This is a genomic window from Leptothoe sp. ISB3NOV94-8A, assembly GCF_043421595.1.
Taxonomy (GTDB): Bacteria; Cyanobacteriota; Cyanobacteriia; order Phormidesmidales; family Phormidesmidaceae; genus Leptothoe; species Leptothoe turfae.
This window is the reverse complement of the sequence record NZ_JAXSQW010000001.1, coordinates 1,755,200-1,770,597: the sequence shown is the minus strand read 5'-3', so window position 1 is coordinate 1,770,597 and position 15,398 is coordinate 1,755,200. Positions and strand designations below refer to the sequence as shown.

14 protein-coding genes are annotated in these 15,398 nt (G+C 47.0%); 6 read left to right on the top strand and 8 right to left on the bottom strand.

The genetic code is table 11. The features are described from left to right. Positions 1-252: 252 nt before the first annotated feature. The gene (locus SPB21_RS07825) at positions 253-1,269 is read right to left on the bottom strand and encodes a hypothetical protein (RefSeq protein ID WP_499866225.1); all 1,017 of its coding nucleotides are present in this window, start codon (positions 1,267-1,269) and stop codon (positions 253-255) included. 852 nt (positions 1,270-2,121) lie between these two features. Between SPB21_RS07825 and SPB21_RS07820 the strand changes: the two genes are divergently transcribed. Next, complete coding sequence (locus tag SPB21_RS07820; RefSeq protein WP_499866224.1) at positions 2,122-2,835, top strand: PEP-CTERM sorting domain-containing protein; 714 nt, start codon at positions 2,122-2,124, stop codon at positions 2,833-2,835. Positions 2,836-3,127: 292 nt separating this feature from the next. Here the strand turns inward: SPB21_RS07820 and SPB21_RS07815 are convergent, their stop codons facing one another. The 6 genes from SPB21_RS07815 to SPB21_RS07790 form a co-directional block, all read right to left on the bottom strand. Next, a complete protein-coding gene (locus SPB21_RS07815) occupies positions 3,128-4,009 on the bottom strand; it encodes a helix-turn-helix domain-containing protein (RefSeq protein ID WP_499866223.1) in 882 nt (293 codons plus the stop codon). A gap of 289 nt (positions 4,010-4,298) precedes the next feature. Further along, entirely contained in the window at positions 4,299-5,648 is a 1,350-nt protein-coding gene (locus SPB21_RS07810) for a transposase family protein (protein ID WP_499865454.1), read from the bottom strand. 45 nt (positions 5,649-5,693) lie between these two features. After that, positions 5,694-5,969: a hypothetical protein gene (locus SPB21_RS07805; protein ID WP_499866222.1), complete on the bottom strand. Its 276-nt coding sequence runs from the start codon at positions 5,967-5,969 to the stop codon at positions 5,694-5,696. Next, entirely contained in the window at positions 5,966-6,286 is a 321-nt protein-coding gene (locus SPB21_RS07800; protein WP_499866221.1) for a hypothetical protein, read from the bottom strand. Before SPB21_RS07800 ends, SPB21_RS07805 begins: the two co-directional genes overlap by 4 nt. Continuing rightward, on the bottom strand, positions 6,286-6,462 hold the full coding sequence (locus tag SPB21_RS07795; protein ID WP_499866220.1) for a hypothetical protein: 177 nt from the start codon (positions 6,460-6,462) through the stop codon (positions 6,286-6,288). The genes SPB21_RS07800 and SPB21_RS07795 overlap by 1 nt, the downstream gene beginning before the upstream one ends. A gap of 63 nt (positions 6,463-6,525) precedes the next feature. Beyond that, positions 6,526-6,885, bottom strand: a complete 360-nt coding sequence (locus tag SPB21_RS07790; protein ID WP_499866219.1) for a hypothetical protein — start codon at positions 6,883-6,885, stop codon at positions 6,526-6,528. Positions 6,886-7,186: 301 nt separating this feature from the next. Between SPB21_RS07790 and SPB21_RS07785 the strand changes: the two genes are divergently transcribed. From SPB21_RS07785 to SPB21_RS07765, 5 genes are all read left to right on the top strand, one after another. Then, complete coding sequence (locus tag SPB21_RS07785) at positions 7,187-7,360, top strand: hypothetical protein (protein ID WP_499866218.1); 174 nt, start codon at positions 7,187-7,189, stop codon at positions 7,358-7,360. Positions 7,361-7,506: 146 nt separating this feature from the next. Further along, on the top strand, positions 7,507-10,671 hold the full coding sequence (locus SPB21_RS07780; protein WP_499866217.1) for a tetratricopeptide repeat protein: 3,165 nt from the start codon (positions 7,507-7,509) through the stop codon (positions 10,669-10,671). A gap of 230 nt (positions 10,672-10,901) precedes the next feature. Continuing rightward, on the top strand, positions 10,902-11,177 hold the full coding sequence (locus tag SPB21_RS07775; protein WP_499866216.1) for a hypothetical protein: 276 nt from the start codon (positions 10,902-10,904) through the stop codon (positions 11,175-11,177). Next, positions 11,161-11,769 (top strand): helix-turn-helix domain-containing protein, encoded by a 609-nt coding sequence (locus SPB21_RS07770; protein WP_499866215.1) that lies wholly within the window; start codon positions 11,161-11,163, stop codon positions 11,767-11,769. Before SPB21_RS07775 ends, SPB21_RS07770 begins: the two co-directional genes overlap by 17 nt. Before the next feature lies 1 nt (position 11,770). After that, the gene (locus tag SPB21_RS07765) at positions 11,771-12,571 is read left to right on the top strand and encodes a BRO family protein (RefSeq protein ID WP_499866214.1); all 801 of its coding nucleotides are present in this window, start codon (positions 11,771-11,773) and stop codon (positions 12,569-12,571) included. 268 nt (positions 12,572-12,839) lie between these two features. Here the strand turns inward: SPB21_RS07765 and SPB21_RS07760 are convergent, their stop codons facing one another. Further along, a complete protein-coding gene (locus SPB21_RS07760; RefSeq protein WP_499866213.1) occupies positions 12,840-15,092 on the bottom strand; it encodes a GUN4 domain-containing protein in 2,253 nt (750 codons plus the stop codon). Positions 15,093-15,398: the final 306 nt, after the last annotated feature.

Genomic DNA, 15,398 nt, shown 5'->3' with positions numbered 1-15,398 from the left:
TACCCTCTAGTCCTCTAAACATACAAGGGGACTAACCAGAATGCCAGCCCCACTAAAGCAGGACCGGCTAAAATCCTCGCTATGCCCACCCCCTATAAGCCGCTCTAACGGACCCTTGCAAGCATTCACTCCAGTGCAGCGGAGCATCATCACCGGCCAGCCACACAATGCAGCTACGGTAGGAGCAGGGATATCGCCCCCAAGACTAGCAGCGGTCTCTTGGTTTGTGAGCGCAGTTCCTATTAGCTGTTTCTACAATGGTAATATTGTTTTTTTAGATATACTTATTTGCTCAGACATATAGTTCGCAGCTGACTTGATAGTGGTAATGAGCAAGGTTCTTGGCCCCCGGACCCCCTTTAGGGGAGGAGATGTCTCTTTTAGCTTTTTCATATAATCCTGAAAAGCTAAGTTTACCGGGTAGTGCAGATAAACTAACTCATTTGACAGACTATTACCGTTTTCCAGACTTTGCAGTATTTTCATCTCCTCTTTTTTCATAGTTTTCTTGTATTCCTTAGCGGTATATTTGTAACCTATGACCTTTAGGGCTGCGATAAAGTTATCTCGACACATGTTGTCATCGACACGATAATGGCCGCTATTTGAGGTGACCCACACGATCCTGCCATTAACATCAACACAGAAGTTGCCAGCGGCTAACACTGGTTGATGCTTAGATAATGCAGCGTGTGGAAGATATTGCAGGTAAGGCTTTGTACCTTGTCCATGTTCGTAATTTTTGTCGTCGTTTGGGAAATACCTGATATTTCCGTCTATACATATGACGAACATATATGTACCAGGATATAGGAATCCACCGTGAGCGCCGACTAATCGACCTTTATTTTTCGAAGTATCAAGACCGCACGACCCCGCCGGAAGTATCCGGACATACTCCCACGGCGCATCATAGTTTATGGATTGGTCCTCATACTCGTTGATGAGCTTGCCGAGCTTAATTCTTAGGGATTCATACATGTCTGAAAGCCTATGCCCGGTATCTAGGGTTTTTACCACAACCCGATTTTCAACAGTTGCATACCATCCCTCATTTGAGTTCCAGGCCACTTTATTCTTAACATCATCATATTTATCAAACCATGGACCGTTGACCCCCTGGAATCCATGCTGAACTTGCCATGCCATTTTGGCTCCGAGGCGCACGTCCTTAATAACTTTTGCTGTAACAACTTGGTTCGAAGTGGCATTCCCTAGCATAGCTTGCCAGCGAGCTAACTCAAGAGCTTCACTGCGTTCATCTCTCATGATTATTCTCCTCTATATTGACATCGGTTCACTGTTCTTTTTGCTGAGTTGATCTCGTATTGCGCTTTCCACACTTAGGACAATCCTCAAGGTTGATTTATGTTTTTTTTGAGTTGAAGTTTTTGAATAAAGCTCTAACTGCGGACTCTAGTAGGAGTGAAACAGGGCTATAGAAATGAAGAAATATCCACTACTCAACGTTCTGTGATCTAGCGCATACTGAAACTAACGTTCTGTCCTAATTCCCATACTTGACACCTATTAATTTCCTAGATTCTTCAACTTTCTCCGAACTCTGCCTCTAGTTCCTCGGCAACTCAGTAGCTCATATTCCTGGGCATAGACATTGCACCCCAGGCTCAAAACCTTAGAGTGGTTGGTTAGGGATTTGAAGGCGTCTTTGATGGCTAAGAGGTGATGCTTTAGCGATTGAGGCTTCAGTAGTTTCCCTCGTACCAGTTCTTAAAAGTATGATCTGTCTGTAAAGTTCATGACCGCTGAAGGTGTGAATCAGCTTTGGCGAATTCTGTTCACCTGTAGTTTTTCGAACGATCCGGAATTTTTCAAAGAGTTAATTTGATTATTTGCCTTAAGTGAAGACACGGATTTTCGCTTGAACCAGTTCGACAAATAGCGTACAAAGAATTTGAAAGGTATGAATCAGGATTCTCTGTAGAGCTTAAGTATTTGTAAGGATAAATTGCTCAGCACCTGCCCCCAACCGCGCAGTTGACGCATTGATGCTTCGAGCAGCATTGCTGCCTAGTACTGAATCCTTATCGTGTCCGTTTCAAGATAGGGAAAGTTCACAGTGTTTACTTTCTCAACATAAGAACTTTGGAGATAGAAAAGATGTTTAAGAAAAGTCTAATGGCACTGACAGGTACAGCCGTGATGAGTTTTGCTGTCGCAGAGTCGGCTGTAGCCTTTACCATTTTTTCAGATCGCCCTACGTTTGAAAATCAACTGGAGACTTTCATTGTTGATGATTACTCAGATCCTGGCTACGCGGCTGGCGACATATTTGATATTGCTGTTTTCGATATACACTCAGACGCCAATATGAGCAGTATTATTGGGGAAACTCAATATACAACAACAGGAGGGGCTGACGACAATTTTATTCCCAGTCAGGCCTCAGATCGTTATTACTGCGCGGGCTGTAATGGTTCTTTCTTACTGGATTTTACGTCCACATCTGTAGGTGATAGCTCTGGAGTCTTTGGTGTTGGTTTTGATATTGAAGGTACAGCAGAAGCGGTCTTTGGGACTTTTGCCTTTGTCACCTTTGGGGATGGGAGTACCGACAACTTCTTCCTGCCAGAGTTTCAAGATGTGTTTTGGGGGATTACGTCTGACCTAAACATCAGCTCTATTGCCTTTGGTTTGGAAGATGGTGGGACCAATACGGATAACGATGTGCAGCGTATGGCATTAGACAATTTGACCATTGGTTCTAATCCTACTCCATCCGAATCAGTTCCCGAACCAGCCACACTCTTGGGTCTTCTGGCAATCGGCGGCCTCGGCTTAGCTACAAAGCGTGGTTCCGTTGCAAAAATCTAGTGATGACGTTTGCAATCTTCGGGTAACCTGAGGCGTAGTCTCACGGACTAGTCAGTTAATCCCTTTTCAATAATCTCTAATGCGGCGAGGACTCTGGCAGGGTCCTCGTTTTTATTGGGAGCTAGTCGTCATACTTGACCTTGAGCCAGCGGTCCTCTAATTCAGCCTTAGAAATCCTTCATGCGCTGCGATCTCGTGGGTTAGTCGATAAGCCCCTTCTCAGTACTGCGATCACGCATCTCATCCCAGCCACACCTCACCATTCTGTCCTCAACGACAAACATGAGCCTTATTAAATTGCTACATCATCCTGCGCTAGCATCCGCTTTACTCTTCTTCTTAAACTCCGACAACTCCTAAGCTCATGGGATTGGGCATAGATGTTGCACCCCAAGCTCACTAACCTGAGAGAGGCCTCATCGTTCAGCACTTTAAGCACGCGAGTATGACCTACAACATTCTCAGTAACCAGGAAACCACACCCAGACTCTCTAAGCAAGAACAACAGCTCTGGATCATCCAGCTCAGTAGCCACTCTCTTTTTTTGGATAGGTTCAATATCCCTGTCCAATCTCCACCGGTTACTCAATCGTCGTTTAATGGTCGACTGACTCCAGTCTGTTGCTTTGGCTAATCCTGCAATTGAACAACCGGGTATCTGAAATCCATTTGAAACCACAACCAAGCTATTTTCCCCTGGCAATTTGTCAGAGGTCGCCATCTCCCACGGTTTCAAAACTGATTTCTTGGCTTGTCCTTTCTTCGCTTTTCTGGCAGCCCAATACGCTTGTCGTTGTCGATACTGGGCTTCCAATGCTGTACACAATGCTTTGGCTTCTGATCGGCCAAGGTGGTCTATGGATACATCTGCGATCGCACCCAAGCCATCCACACCCAAGGTATTTTTGACTGCCCTAATACCCGATAGATAGAGTTCTATTTGGCTATCCATCCACCGACGCCCACGGAACCATCCACGGGTTAATCCTTGGCTCACCCATCGTTGAACAGTCCTCACAGAGACGCCCATGAGGTTGGCTATCTCTGCGTAATCGAACAGGACCCAACCACGGCCCTGGGTATCCAGAGCACGCAGCAGGGTCCATAGCCGACCACATTCGTGGCCATGGTCGAGCAGACGGGTATAGATTCGGACGGTCTTAGGTGTCTGCATAGCACAACAGGCCGGTCCTCCAAAGAGAACCGGCATTCCTCGTTGCGATGGGTTAGGCCTTGATGAACTTGGGTGTTAGTGCTTTGACCAACCGCTGTATCTTCACGATCAGATGGTCCTCAGCCCCCGACACTGCACACGCTTCCCAGTTCAACTCAGACACTTCCAGGCAGAAAAGAGTAAAGCGTACTAATGCCCATAGTACAGACAGGAAAATGAGGCGAATGAGAGTCTTAGTTACACGACTTGGAAGGTTACGAGCAGAGAAAAATAACTGGTGAGATGGGGGTTAGCTCGGCATCAGGACCTCCATAATGAGATCAACCGATTGCCCTTGCCCCGTGAGTCGATGAATCAACTGGACCACCTGTTCGAAGGCATCCCGAGACAAGGAGTACAGTCGCTGGCCGATGGGTTGCTGATTGTGATCAGCAAAGTCAAACCGCTCAGATTTTTGTCCATAACAGCTGGCTTGCTGAAGGGCAGACTGCGCTATACAACTTAAGCAGAAGTGGCGTTTGACCGCTTCCTCGTTGCGGAGCTGAGCGTCTTCAAAGCCCGTCAGCTGTTTGGCAAACTCGTGAAAGGTTTCTATCGGCCATCGAAAGGTCCAGGTAGAAAAGGTCCGGTTGGCATCCCAATGCAGGGCATCGGTTAAGAGAAAACGAGGGGCATCACTGAGGTCTTCAGTTTCATGAACAATGACAATACGTTTGCGACCATATTTTTTGAGACGAACAACTTTAGTAAATGCCCAAACCTCTCGATATTGACTGTTTCGGCAACGAACGTTCTTGTGTCGAAAACTCTCAGGATGACTCTCTTTAAGTTGTTGAGCCACGTGTTGTACCTGCTGCCAGGTGTGGTTCCACATAATCAGTCGCGTCCGTTCAATCTCACTGACCCAATGTTTGCCTTTAGATTCAATCAGTTCGGTTAACGGACGAGTCAACACGCCCTGGTCAAAGGCATAATCTGCTTGAGGGTACTGCCCTTCGGCTTCGATAGTGCGAACACTCTCAACCACCATCTCCGTTCGTTTCTGATAGCTTTGTTGGTGTAAATAATAATGGAGTAATTCCAGCAATCGCTCTCGCACCTGGTCAAGTTGTTCGTAATGCTCTCGTTGTGTCATCGCTAAATACGCCAACTCTGCTTTCTGATAATTGGGCGGTTGCGCCTCAACCGCTAAGCCATCCACCCGATGGGGATTGGCAATGGCAGCGGTGACCACTGTTTGATAGCGACTCCAACCACTATGCACATAATCATAGGCGGACTTGGCTCCATAGATCTTGCGGCTGTAGGGATGATACGAATAGGTCCAGTCCAGACTAATCACCGCTCGCCCACGACCTCGATAGCGGGGGGCCACCAGTGCCCGATGTCGACGCATGAGCTCATCGCGACTCCATCGCGATTCGAACACCGATTCATGCATCGCTCGGCGGCTCACCTGGGTCCCCTCTGGCCAGACGATTTGAGCGTATATTCCTTGTAGAGTCTTATTTGGGCTTAACAACAGGCCATTGATATAACGACTGACATGGTCAAACCCGGCCTGTCGGCAAAAGACCGGACGATAGTTCTGCAGAAACCCTTGTAGGGTAGAGCCAATCCCAACTAACGGACAATGCATCGGGCCTTTCCAACGTCAGTCCGTCTATTGTCCTAGATGGAATACCTAGCTAACCTTCCAAGTCGTGTAGTTACGTTGGTCATCGCTCTGTTCCTCCTTCTGTAGTAACTGGTCAGCCATCACACTCGCCACGTTGATCGAATCGAGGACGGGGCGTTGAATGGTGTGGTCTAATCGAATCTCGTCGTAGTGATGCAATAAGCCCTCGAACATCGCATCTAGGACCGCAGATAACCCGTAGCCATGGATCAGCGCCATCACAAACGCTTCTAGTTGCTTATCTGATTGGTCGGGACTGATAGGAATGGTGATTTGCTTCATGACACCCCCTTCAGCAGTCGAGATAACGGGAATGCCGCCCACGGTTCAGGCTGGCCAGCTAACTGGATGACACAAGGGATTTGTTCGTCATAGACAAACTGCCAGGTCTCCATAGCTTCTGTAACGGTCTCAACGTGAATAACAGGGCCGCCATATTGCTGGGTGAGCTGTTGAATATCTGCCTTTAGGAGTAAGGCTGCTTTACTCACAGCATTGGCCTCATGGGGTCGATTGCAACGCTGTAGCAAAGACTGGGTGAGTCTAACGGTTGCCCACAATGGACACAGGACAGCTAAGCGGGTGAAGTGTGTCATCATCAAGCCTCCGCCCAAGCATTAACAGCGGCTTTGACCTTCGACTCAATCTCAAGCTTCAGATGAACCTCAAGATCACTGAACTGACCTTCGATGTAGCTACCTTTGTCCAAGGCCTGAGTCAGTAGCCATAGGGGACAAACAACAAGCCACAACAACGTGTATAGGAATATTCGCATCGTTCTAAATTCCGTAGGGTTGGTAGGGGCCGCTGTGTAGAGGTAGCGGCCACAAGGCAATCGTTAGAAAGGCATCGGCTCAAACTCATCGTCTGGCTCTGCCATGGCCCAATCAACGATGTGCCAACCCGGTAGGTTGTCAGACACCCAGTCTTCGATTCTGGGCTTGGCTGGGGAGGCTAGCCTCCCCAGCTCCAGGGTTAGCTCTAAGGTTGCATAGCCTGGGTGTAAGGCTTCAGGGTCCTGCCAGATGTCTAGGCGTTGCAGGGTGATGAAGTATTGATCGACGTCGAGAGGGGAGATATCTAAAGCGTTGTCTGCGATCGCGTGATATTCGCTAGGGCTGTCTACCTGACAGGTGGGTGCGGTAATTACCCGGTGCAGGGGGGCGACGAATATTACGTCAGGGGTTAGAGTTTTCATTAGGTCAAATCCTTGTAACAGAAGGTTTTGGTTTAGAGGGCTGAAGGAAGGTGAGAGCTCTTTCAGTCCTTGCTTATAATTCAATTATGGGCCTTAAGTACTTAATGAGTCAAGTTCTTAATTATTTAAGTTTTTAAGTTACTATTTAGGTAGGTAATTAATGCCCTTGATGCCTTACCTAGTGGGTTGTACTAATAGATGGTTGCCTATGATTGTTTTAATAAACGTGAAAGTAACGCTTGAAATCAGGGACATGTGGCCTGAAGGGGTCACCATTGAAAAAGCTGCCAAGGAGCTTGGCATGAATCCCCGATCAATTACGAATATTCGAAAAGGGACTGAGCGAGGGAGCTGGGATACTCTGGTGAAGTTGTCGCGTTGGTTGTCATGGCATACAGGTGAAACCGTGTCTTTGGATGATCTGCTCGTTATTGAAGACGATGATTACCATCCAGAAGAAGAGCGTAGTGATTAAGGCTAATAGGCAGGTACCCGCCGTAATTGGAAGACTAACCAAACCATAGGGCCAGGAATTCAGAAAATCTTTAGGCTTGGCTTGAATCACTTACTACAAAATCGAAGCAGTAAGGTCTATACACATCACTTATCTATCACCTGAACATGGCTCAAGAGCTTTTTATTGGTCGTAGGCAAGAGCAGGAGCAGTTTCGGCAGGTACTACGTCTCTTTCAAACATCCTGGGCTACGAGACAGCTGCCAACGGTGATGAAGCTAATGGGTAAAACCGCTTCACAACCGAAGCAACCCGCCATTTTTCTCTTTTACGGTGAGGGTGGCATGGGAAAAACCACCTTAGTCAAAGAATTACAGCGAATTGCTGAGCAGGAACCCTTTGGGGCAGAACAGTTATCTCGACATCAGTTCCAGACCGTGTACATCGATTGGGAACTGCACAAAAACGATCCAGAAATCGTAGTAAGCCACGATCAGATTCAGCCTGAGGGGGTGCTGGCTGTGCTTCATCGGGCAGTGTCCACTCAATTTGGTGAGTTAAAAGCTTTTACCCAGGCATTAGCAGAAATTCAGACCTTCGAACAGAAGGTTGACGAGCAACTCAAACAACCGCCTCAGGCAGGGCAAGAGGCCTTAAAGCAGGAGATATTAGATTTGGGTGCCAAGGGCCTAGCCTGGGCCGTAAAAACTGCTGCTGCTACCCAAACCGGACCGATCGCAGCAGCATTGGGTGGAGCCACGGTAGAACGGTTAGCCAAGGTTGGCATTACCTTAAGTGCCGAAGGTCTATCTCAAATCAATCGCTTAGTGAGTAAGGCACTCACGACAGAAGAACAAGAAATCTATGCCCGTCCTCAGAAAAAACTGGCGGTAGCCCTGGGAGAGGGACTAGCAGCTGCTGCTAAAAAGCGACCACTGGTCATCGTGTTAGATACCTATGAAATTGTCGATACCCCGCTCTGTGACTATGCACTGCGTCAGGTAATTCAGGCGAGCGGTGGGCAAACAGTGTGGGTCATTGCCGGACGAGCCAACCTGGCAGATAGCGGACAGCGAGGACAAGCCTACTTTCGTGGCTATCGTCAAGATTTTTCAGACCAGGCCTATGCCTATCCTCTGAGGGAATTTGGAGTAGATGAGCTGCAGCAGTTCTTCGCTCGCCAGGTGCCAGAGCGTCCGATTGATGACTCCCAGGCAGAAGCCCTATCACAGTTCAGCAGAGGTATTCCGTTTGTGATCAACCTGGCGGCAGAGCTATGGGCCAAAGGGGTTGCCTTTGACGACATGATTGCTCCACCGGAAGACGCTTCCTTGAATAGTGAGGCACCGCAACCCGCACATTATCAAATCATTCGAAAAATGAGTGAGCGATTCTTGATGCATTGTCTGGGGGCAGAGCACCAAGATGATCGTCAAGCGGTCTCTGCGCTAGCAATGATGCGGCGTCCAGAGCCAAACTTGTTGCGGGCTATGTTAGATGTGGAGCAACTAAACCCAAGACTGCAGGAGTTGCGGCAACGCTATTCATTTATTTTGGATGAAGAACTGCAGTTAGATAACAAACTGAAGTTCTTTTTAGGAGAATATCTCCTTAATCCAGAACAATACTCGGAGCCATTGGTACAGACGTTAAATGAACGAGCGCAAACCTTCCTAGAGCTACGCATTGAACAGACTACTCAGGAACTCACTGATCGGGCGGAGTGGTTAGCCGATGAGGATATTGCCCAGCTGTTGATAGACTATGCTTACCAATGCTTTTGGCAAGATAGCAGTGTTCAAGACCAGGCAGGCTGGCGCAATTTGATTCCCTGGGTAGTGGAAGGCTGGGAATACAATCAGCGCTGGACCCGTCAATTACTGGAGGTAGCAGTCGGGTTTAAACGGCGGTTTTCGACAGCCGAGCAACAACGGTTGAAGCGACTACAGATGGGATTAGCCCCCCAAGCAGAAGTAGAAGCCGAAGCAGACCTACTGGAAGAGTTAGAAAAGTGGTCTAAACGGAATTGGCTAACTGGTGACGGTGCAGAAGAGAGGCAAGCCATTTTAACCCTCAAGCGGGGGCGATTGCTCTCTCGCCAGGAGCACTATGAGCAATCTCTAACCCTCTATTTAGAGGCTCAGCGGAAAATACCTGACAGAGCGGTGATGCTGACACGCAAATTAAGTGACGATTTGGAGAACCTAGGCTTCCAACTAGACTGGAAAGATGGCTCTATGGCCTCTGAACCGGCCAAACAGGCTTTTGAGCTGGCCACCGAATTGAATCCAGACAATAGTTCTGCCTGGTACGGACTAGGAGCAATCCAAAAGAATTTTAAGGCCTACGAGCAGGCGATTGCCGCTTATGAGAAAGCGATAGAACTCGACCCCAAATTCGTCTATCCCCACCATGGCTTAGGCAATGTCTACAGAGCCCAGAATAACTACGAGCAGGCGATTGCCGCCTATGAGAAAGCGATAGAACTCGACCCCAAATTCGCTGCTCCTCACCATAGCTTAGGCAATGTCTACAGCGACCAGAACAACTACGAGCAGGCCATTGCTGCCTATGAGAAAGCGATAGAACTCGACCCCAAAGCCGCCTATTCCCACGATGGCTTAGGCAATGTCTACAGCTACCAGAACAACTATGAGCAGGCCATTGCTGCCTATGAGAAAGCGATAGAACTCGACCCCAAAGACGCTGCTCCCCACGATGGCTTAGGCAATGTCTACAGCGACCAGAACAACTACGAGCAGGCGATTGCCGCTTATGAGAAAGCGATAGAACTCGACCCCAAATTCGTCTATCCCCACCATGGCTTAGGCATGGTCTACAGCGACCAGAATAACTACGAGCAGGCGATTGCCGCCTATGAGAAAGCGATAGAACTCGACCCCAAAGCCGCTGCTCCCCACAATGGCTTAGGGTGGCTCTATCTAATTCAAGATAATCTCCCTACCGCCACAGACTGCTTCAACCAGGCAATTGAACTCAATAAAAAATGGGGGAGACCTCTATGCGGCTTAGGCCTTTCTTTTGCCATCCAGGGCAACCTCAACCGTGCCCGAGAACTGTGGAAACAAGCTTTGCCGCTATACACTGACGATGATGACTGGGACAACGCCATAATTGCTCTGTATACCGTAGCCTTGGGTAACCCTTCGCAAGGCCTAGCTGCTCTGCAAACCTTAATTGATAAAAGAGCCGTGCCAGCAGCTTTACGCAATGCCCTAGAGGATGCCGAACTGCTGATGAAATGTCCTACCCCCCTTAAAGGGATTGAAGACATGATTATTTTATTGAAAAATTCACTGGAAGAGTCTTAGTAACGCTTAAAAAGCCCTTGCAGTTTCCAAGGCTAAAAAAGCATTAGCGAAATAAACTAACGTGTCTATTGCTGTTAAAGCTTAGATTAATTGCAAGGACTTGATATGGGCTTTAACTACCTAATGCCTTAAGAGGTTGACTAATAAAGATTTTAAGATAACATGAGTGAAGAACTGGCTAAGACCCTTATTGGATTAGCTAGGCGAACTGTACTTTTGTGAGGTAATCCATGGATTTGGGAATTGCCCTCGTGAAAGTAACCCTTGATATTAAAGACTTCTGGCCTGAGAACGTAACTATCGAGACGGCGGCCAAAGAGCTTGGGATGAATCCTCGTAGCATCACGACGATTCGCAAGGGTACTGAGCGAGGTTCTTGGGATACGTTGGTAAAGCTTGCTCGTTGGCTGTCGTGGCGGGGTGAGAAAGAAGTCTCTATTGATGACTTACTAAGGATTGAGGGGGAAGAATATCAGCCAGGGGGCGGCAATGATCAATCCAGCTAACATTCGAATTGATGGGCTGCCTTGGCTCCCTCTTGATGAGAAGGGTGCATTCCCAAGACAGCCCGCTATCTACTTTGCGATCGCATCCGACGGGGCAGTTCAATATGTAGGACGAAGTATCAATCCTCGGCAACGATGGGGTAGCCATCATCGGTATGACGAATTATCTGAAATGGGTGGCATCAGAATTGCGTACTTGTTTGCTGATGCAGACTTGCTGCCAGTCATTGAGCAGGCTTTGATTGAATATTTTGATCCGCCATTAAATGGAAAGGCTATCAAGCAGGAATCTGAATCCGTCGCACCTGAGTCAACTGGTATTCAGTGGCGACTGCGACAGCTAATGGCAGAGATTAACTTGTCAAACAATGACTTGGCTGAGATCGCCGGAATTCATCGCGTTACCGTGTCGAAGCTCAAGAATTCTGATGTGGTTAAACAGATTTCAGGCGATGTCCTAAATAAGCTCTGCAACGGCTTGACTGTCGCGTATCGCCAAAAAGAAAGAGACGAGATTATAACGCCAGGAGATCTATTGGTTTTCACTCCTGACGAAGGGCTGTTATTGGAAGGCAAACCAGAGGGTGACTGAGATGTCTAACATTGTCGCTACGCAAACCATATTTGATGAGCTGCGCAGGGTTGATAGCCATGGCGTGGAGTATTGGAACGCCAGAGAATTAGGTGCCCCTTTGGGGTATCCAAAATGGGACCGGTTTGGCAAGGTTATCGAAAAGGCAACGTTAGCCTGTGAAAACTCTGGTAATGAAGTGTTTGACCATTTTCGAGGAGCCTCGAAAATGGTCGAAACTGGCTCAGGGGCTAAGCGAGAAATAAATGATTTCAGACTGACTCGTTACGGTGCATACCTGACTGCGATGAATGGCGATCCACGTAAGCCAGAAATTGCAGCAGCCCAAGCTTATTTTGCGGCTAAGACCAGAGAAGCCGAAACGGTCATTCCTGCCCAGAACGCGAGATTGGAAGAGCTGCGTTTAGAGTTAGCTTTAGCTCAATCCCGTGAGCGTCTTGCCTCGGCCACCCAGATGCTTTCTGCTATCAACCCAGCATTGCCCGCCTTAGCTTTTGGTAAGCCTGAAGCGGTTATTGAGGTGGAAAAGCCAGTGACCGTCATTCTTGATGCTCATGGACGTGCCGAGAAATACGATGGTGTGACCATCACCGAGCTGTCCAGGCGTTACGGCTTCGGTAAAGGTAAAAAAGCTAACGATGCTTGCCGTCAGTGGATTTCGTCCATGGGCACCAATGAAACTCAATGGATTCATGAACCCGCAGCACACATCACCAAGAAGTTACCCAGGGAGATGCTCACGCTTCTGGATCAGAATTTTCAGGGTGCTAGAGGGCAGCGTCAACGGTTGGTTGGGGAGTGAACGGATACGGTTCGTTGCTCAGATTACTCGTCTTTAGAGGGCACAATAGCGATTCAGGCTCATGAAGATCACCTTCCCACGCATCAGATGAATCGTCGTAAACAGGGTGATTAAAAATTGACGATGAGGTTTGCTAAAAGCCTACTGTTCAAAGTAGACCCGGTATGATGCATGTCATATCCATTCAGGTTGGTTTGTCTGTTAATAAAACCTTAGAACCTGAATAGCGTTTCTGCCTATTTATCTCGCTTTTCTGTCCGGACTATTGTTATATAACGCCGCACTGTTTAATTCTCCACATGAGAGTAGAGACTCTTAAGGACAAAAGCGCTATACCTTCATCCTCCCAATTCAAAGTGTCCGTAAAAAAGATACCACACGGAAGATGACCACTTGGAGAAGATATGTCGTATTTGATATGTTCAAGCCAACCTACTCTTTGGTAGAAATGGTAGTTATTAGAACTGTGGCTAATATTGTTTAGGTAAATGTCGCTCTGTATGCTAAAGCCAAACTTCTTATTACTATATTTGCTCCACAAATTGTCAATACTTTTTAGCTCATCACAGGAAACTTTTTCCAGCTCTTCAGGGTTCAAGTGCTGTCCAGCGTCTTTGCCTGCAGTAGTAATCATTAAGCGATATGTTTCGTCGTCCGCTTCTCTCCACTGACCGTTTTTCAAATACTCTTCCAGTCTTTGATAGCGTGAGGACTTCAGAGCCCGTTGCAAACCTTCATGTTCCATTACTATTTTTAAGTCTGGATCAAGACGTTTCGTCGTTTCTTGCCAGCAGGCATATGCCAAATCTATAGCTCCCCTCTTTAGCATTTCGCGAATTAGCTGGGTAGGATTCACCTGAGCAGCGTAGAACAAGATGGTTGGCTTCCACCAATCATCGTCAAAGTGATTATAGAGACTTACTTCTTGTCCTTTAGTTGCAATTTCATTAGCTGCTAAGTACTCTTGAAAACTAAGATGAGCAAATTCGACCTCGTCTTCTGGTTCCACGAGTAGTTCACTAACTCGTATTACCTGTTCCAAAAAATCTTTGGCCTCTATCAATTCTTCTTGCTCTTGTAGAAAACTTTGTAAAAGGGGAACTAATTCTATACGAGAAATTTGCTTATATCGCCGTTCCATCATATCTAGTGCCAGCATTTGCAAGATACTTTGGGCTCTAAAATCAGTTAGCAGTGTTTCGAGTTTGCGAGTACGCGGCCGATCTCGCAGTTGCAGTAAACAAATCTCTTGGTACAGCTCCACTCGTCGTTTTGGTAGCTTTGCCCCTGGATAGCGTCGATGGAAAGCAACAATCATGTTGAGTAATAGAGGATTTTTGGCTAAGTCTTTGAGCTCCTGACGAGTTTCGATTTGGCTCAATAAATCTTTGGTTGCTCTATCAGCAAGTTGTTTGACATCGGGAGTCTCTCTACCACCATGAGCATATTTTTCCTGACATTGATACCATCTGCTCACAAAATCATACCGTTGTTTTTCGTCAAAGTCTTTCACCCACAAGACCGTAGAAAGTTCTAAACGATCAACAGCATCTTGTTCTTTATAAGCTTTTGGGCGCGAGGTGACAATAAAGATGGAACTTCCATAGTTATGCATTTGAGCATGAATCCATCTGGCAACTTTAGGACGTTGATGTTTAGGAACTTCATCAAAGCCATCGAACATGACTATTACTTGGCCGTTGCTCAGAAAATCAGCTACCCAATTCTGAGGTAGTTCTTGGTCATTTCCTTCCTTAGGCAAGTCAGGGATGTGGTGTTTTTCAATAATTTCAACTAGAGTGGGGGAGGGAGCTTGTGTTATTATGGAAGTATACTTTCGTAACACAAGTAGTACTGGTATAAGAGCTGGTGCATTAAATCTTCCTTGTTGCCTAGTGCCATATATGTAGGCAACATGTTTAAGCAAAGTGGTTTTGCCATAGCCGCCCCAGGCCAAAATAGCTAGTTGCCTGTAAGGACGGGTCTTTTCCGCTTCGCGGATAAAACTCCAGATACTCAAAACTTGATGATCTCGAGTTTGTGAAAAGTTTAGACTTTTTAAGTGAAATCTGAATCCTGGTATGCTGGCGTTGAAATCCAGTACTAGCTGTACAAAAACTTCTTCGATCAAGGGAGTAAAGATACCTTCATGCTGAGCCATGCCTTCAGGTCGGTACGATTGGCTATCCCATGCCTGCCACTGCAAATAAGATTTCTTATAGTATTCGTAGTTTAATTGAGCACCTACACGGTCGATTTTTTTATTAAGTTTTTTCCCAACCGTATATAGTCGTTCTTCGTTTCCTTGATGGATGGGTTGTAGTAGCTTGGTTCCATAGGTAATACTCAACCCGATAAACAGTGATGCAATAGCGTTAACAACACTACCATCGTCCTTCATAATCAGTTCCCAAAATGCATTAGCACCACCTGCTGTGAGGCCACCGGCAGCAATAGCCTTTACAGCAATTTCTGCCAGGCGTTCATTTAAGGGAAGTTGAGGGCCAGAAGGTTGAGGCATAGCATAAGTGGGAAAACTCCCTATTATTTTGGCTCAGAATAATATATTTGGAACACTGTCAGCTATTTTCTATAATTTAGGGAGTGCGGATCATAAAAGGTTCCAGGCAGCACACCCCCGGCAAAGCCGGTGGCTTGATGAATAGGACCGCTTCAAAAGCGGGTATCCTTGCCGGGAGTGCTCTATCCCTACAACACTTGGAACCGTTTAACTGAATATTTGAGGTAAGCCACTGGTTTGACCAGTGAGACCAGAAAAGCTTGGCTGATGCAGAGCCTAGCTTGAACCCTGTGTTTGATCCGGAAA

Excerpts from the sequence above, each read along its gene's own strand:
- SPB21_RS07775 (WP_499866216.1), top strand. The coding sequence starts at position 10,902 with ATGGATTTGGGAATTGCCCTCGTGAAAGTAACCCTTGATATTAAAGAC.
- SPB21_RS07810 (WP_499865454.1), bottom strand. The coding sequence starts at position 5,648 with ATGCATTGTCCGTTAGTTGGGATTGGCTCTACCCTACAAGGGTTTCTG.
- SPB21_RS07800 (WP_499866221.1), bottom strand. The coding sequence starts at position 6,286 with ATGATGACACACTTCACCCGCTTAGCTGTCCTGTGTCCATTGTGGGCA.
- SPB21_RS07765 (WP_499866214.1), top strand. The coding sequence starts at position 11,771 with ATGTCTAACATTGTCGCTACGCAAACCATATTTGATGAGCTGCGCAGG.
- SPB21_RS07825 (WP_499866225.1), bottom strand. The coding sequence starts at position 1,269 with ATGAGAGATGAACGCAGTGAAGCTCTTGAGTTAGCTCGCTGGCAAGCT.
- SPB21_RS07780 (WP_499866217.1), top strand. The coding sequence starts at position 7,507 with ATGGCTCAAGAGCTTTTTATTGGTCGTAGGCAAGAGCAGGAGCAGTTT.
- SPB21_RS07790 (WP_499866219.1), bottom strand. The coding sequence starts at position 6,885 with ATGAAAACTCTAACCCCTGACGTAATATTCGTCGCCCCCCTGCACCGG.
- SPB21_RS07760 (WP_499866213.1), bottom strand. The coding sequence starts at position 15,092 with ATGCCTCAACCTTCTGGCCCTCAACTTCCCTTAAATGAACGCCTGGCA.
- SPB21_RS07815 (WP_499866223.1), bottom strand. The coding sequence starts at position 4,009 with ATGCAGACACCTAAGACCGTCCGAATCTATACCCGTCTGCTCGACCAT.
- SPB21_RS07795 (WP_499866220.1), bottom strand. The coding sequence starts at position 6,462 with ATGCGAATATTCCTATACACGTTGTTGTGGCTTGTTGTTTGTCCCCTA.
- SPB21_RS07770 (WP_499866215.1), top strand. The coding sequence starts at position 11,161 with ATGATCAATCCAGCTAACATTCGAATTGATGGGCTGCCTTGGCTCCCT.
- SPB21_RS07785 (WP_499866218.1), top strand. The coding sequence starts at position 7,187 with ATGAATCCCCGATCAATTACGAATATTCGAAAAGGGACTGAGCGAGGG.
- SPB21_RS07805 (WP_499866222.1), bottom strand. The coding sequence starts at position 5,969 with ATGAAGCAAATCACCATTCCTATCAGTCCCGACCAATCAGATAAGCAA.
- SPB21_RS07820 (WP_499866224.1), top strand. The coding sequence starts at position 2,122 with ATGTTTAAGAAAAGTCTAATGGCACTGACAGGTACAGCCGTGATGAGT.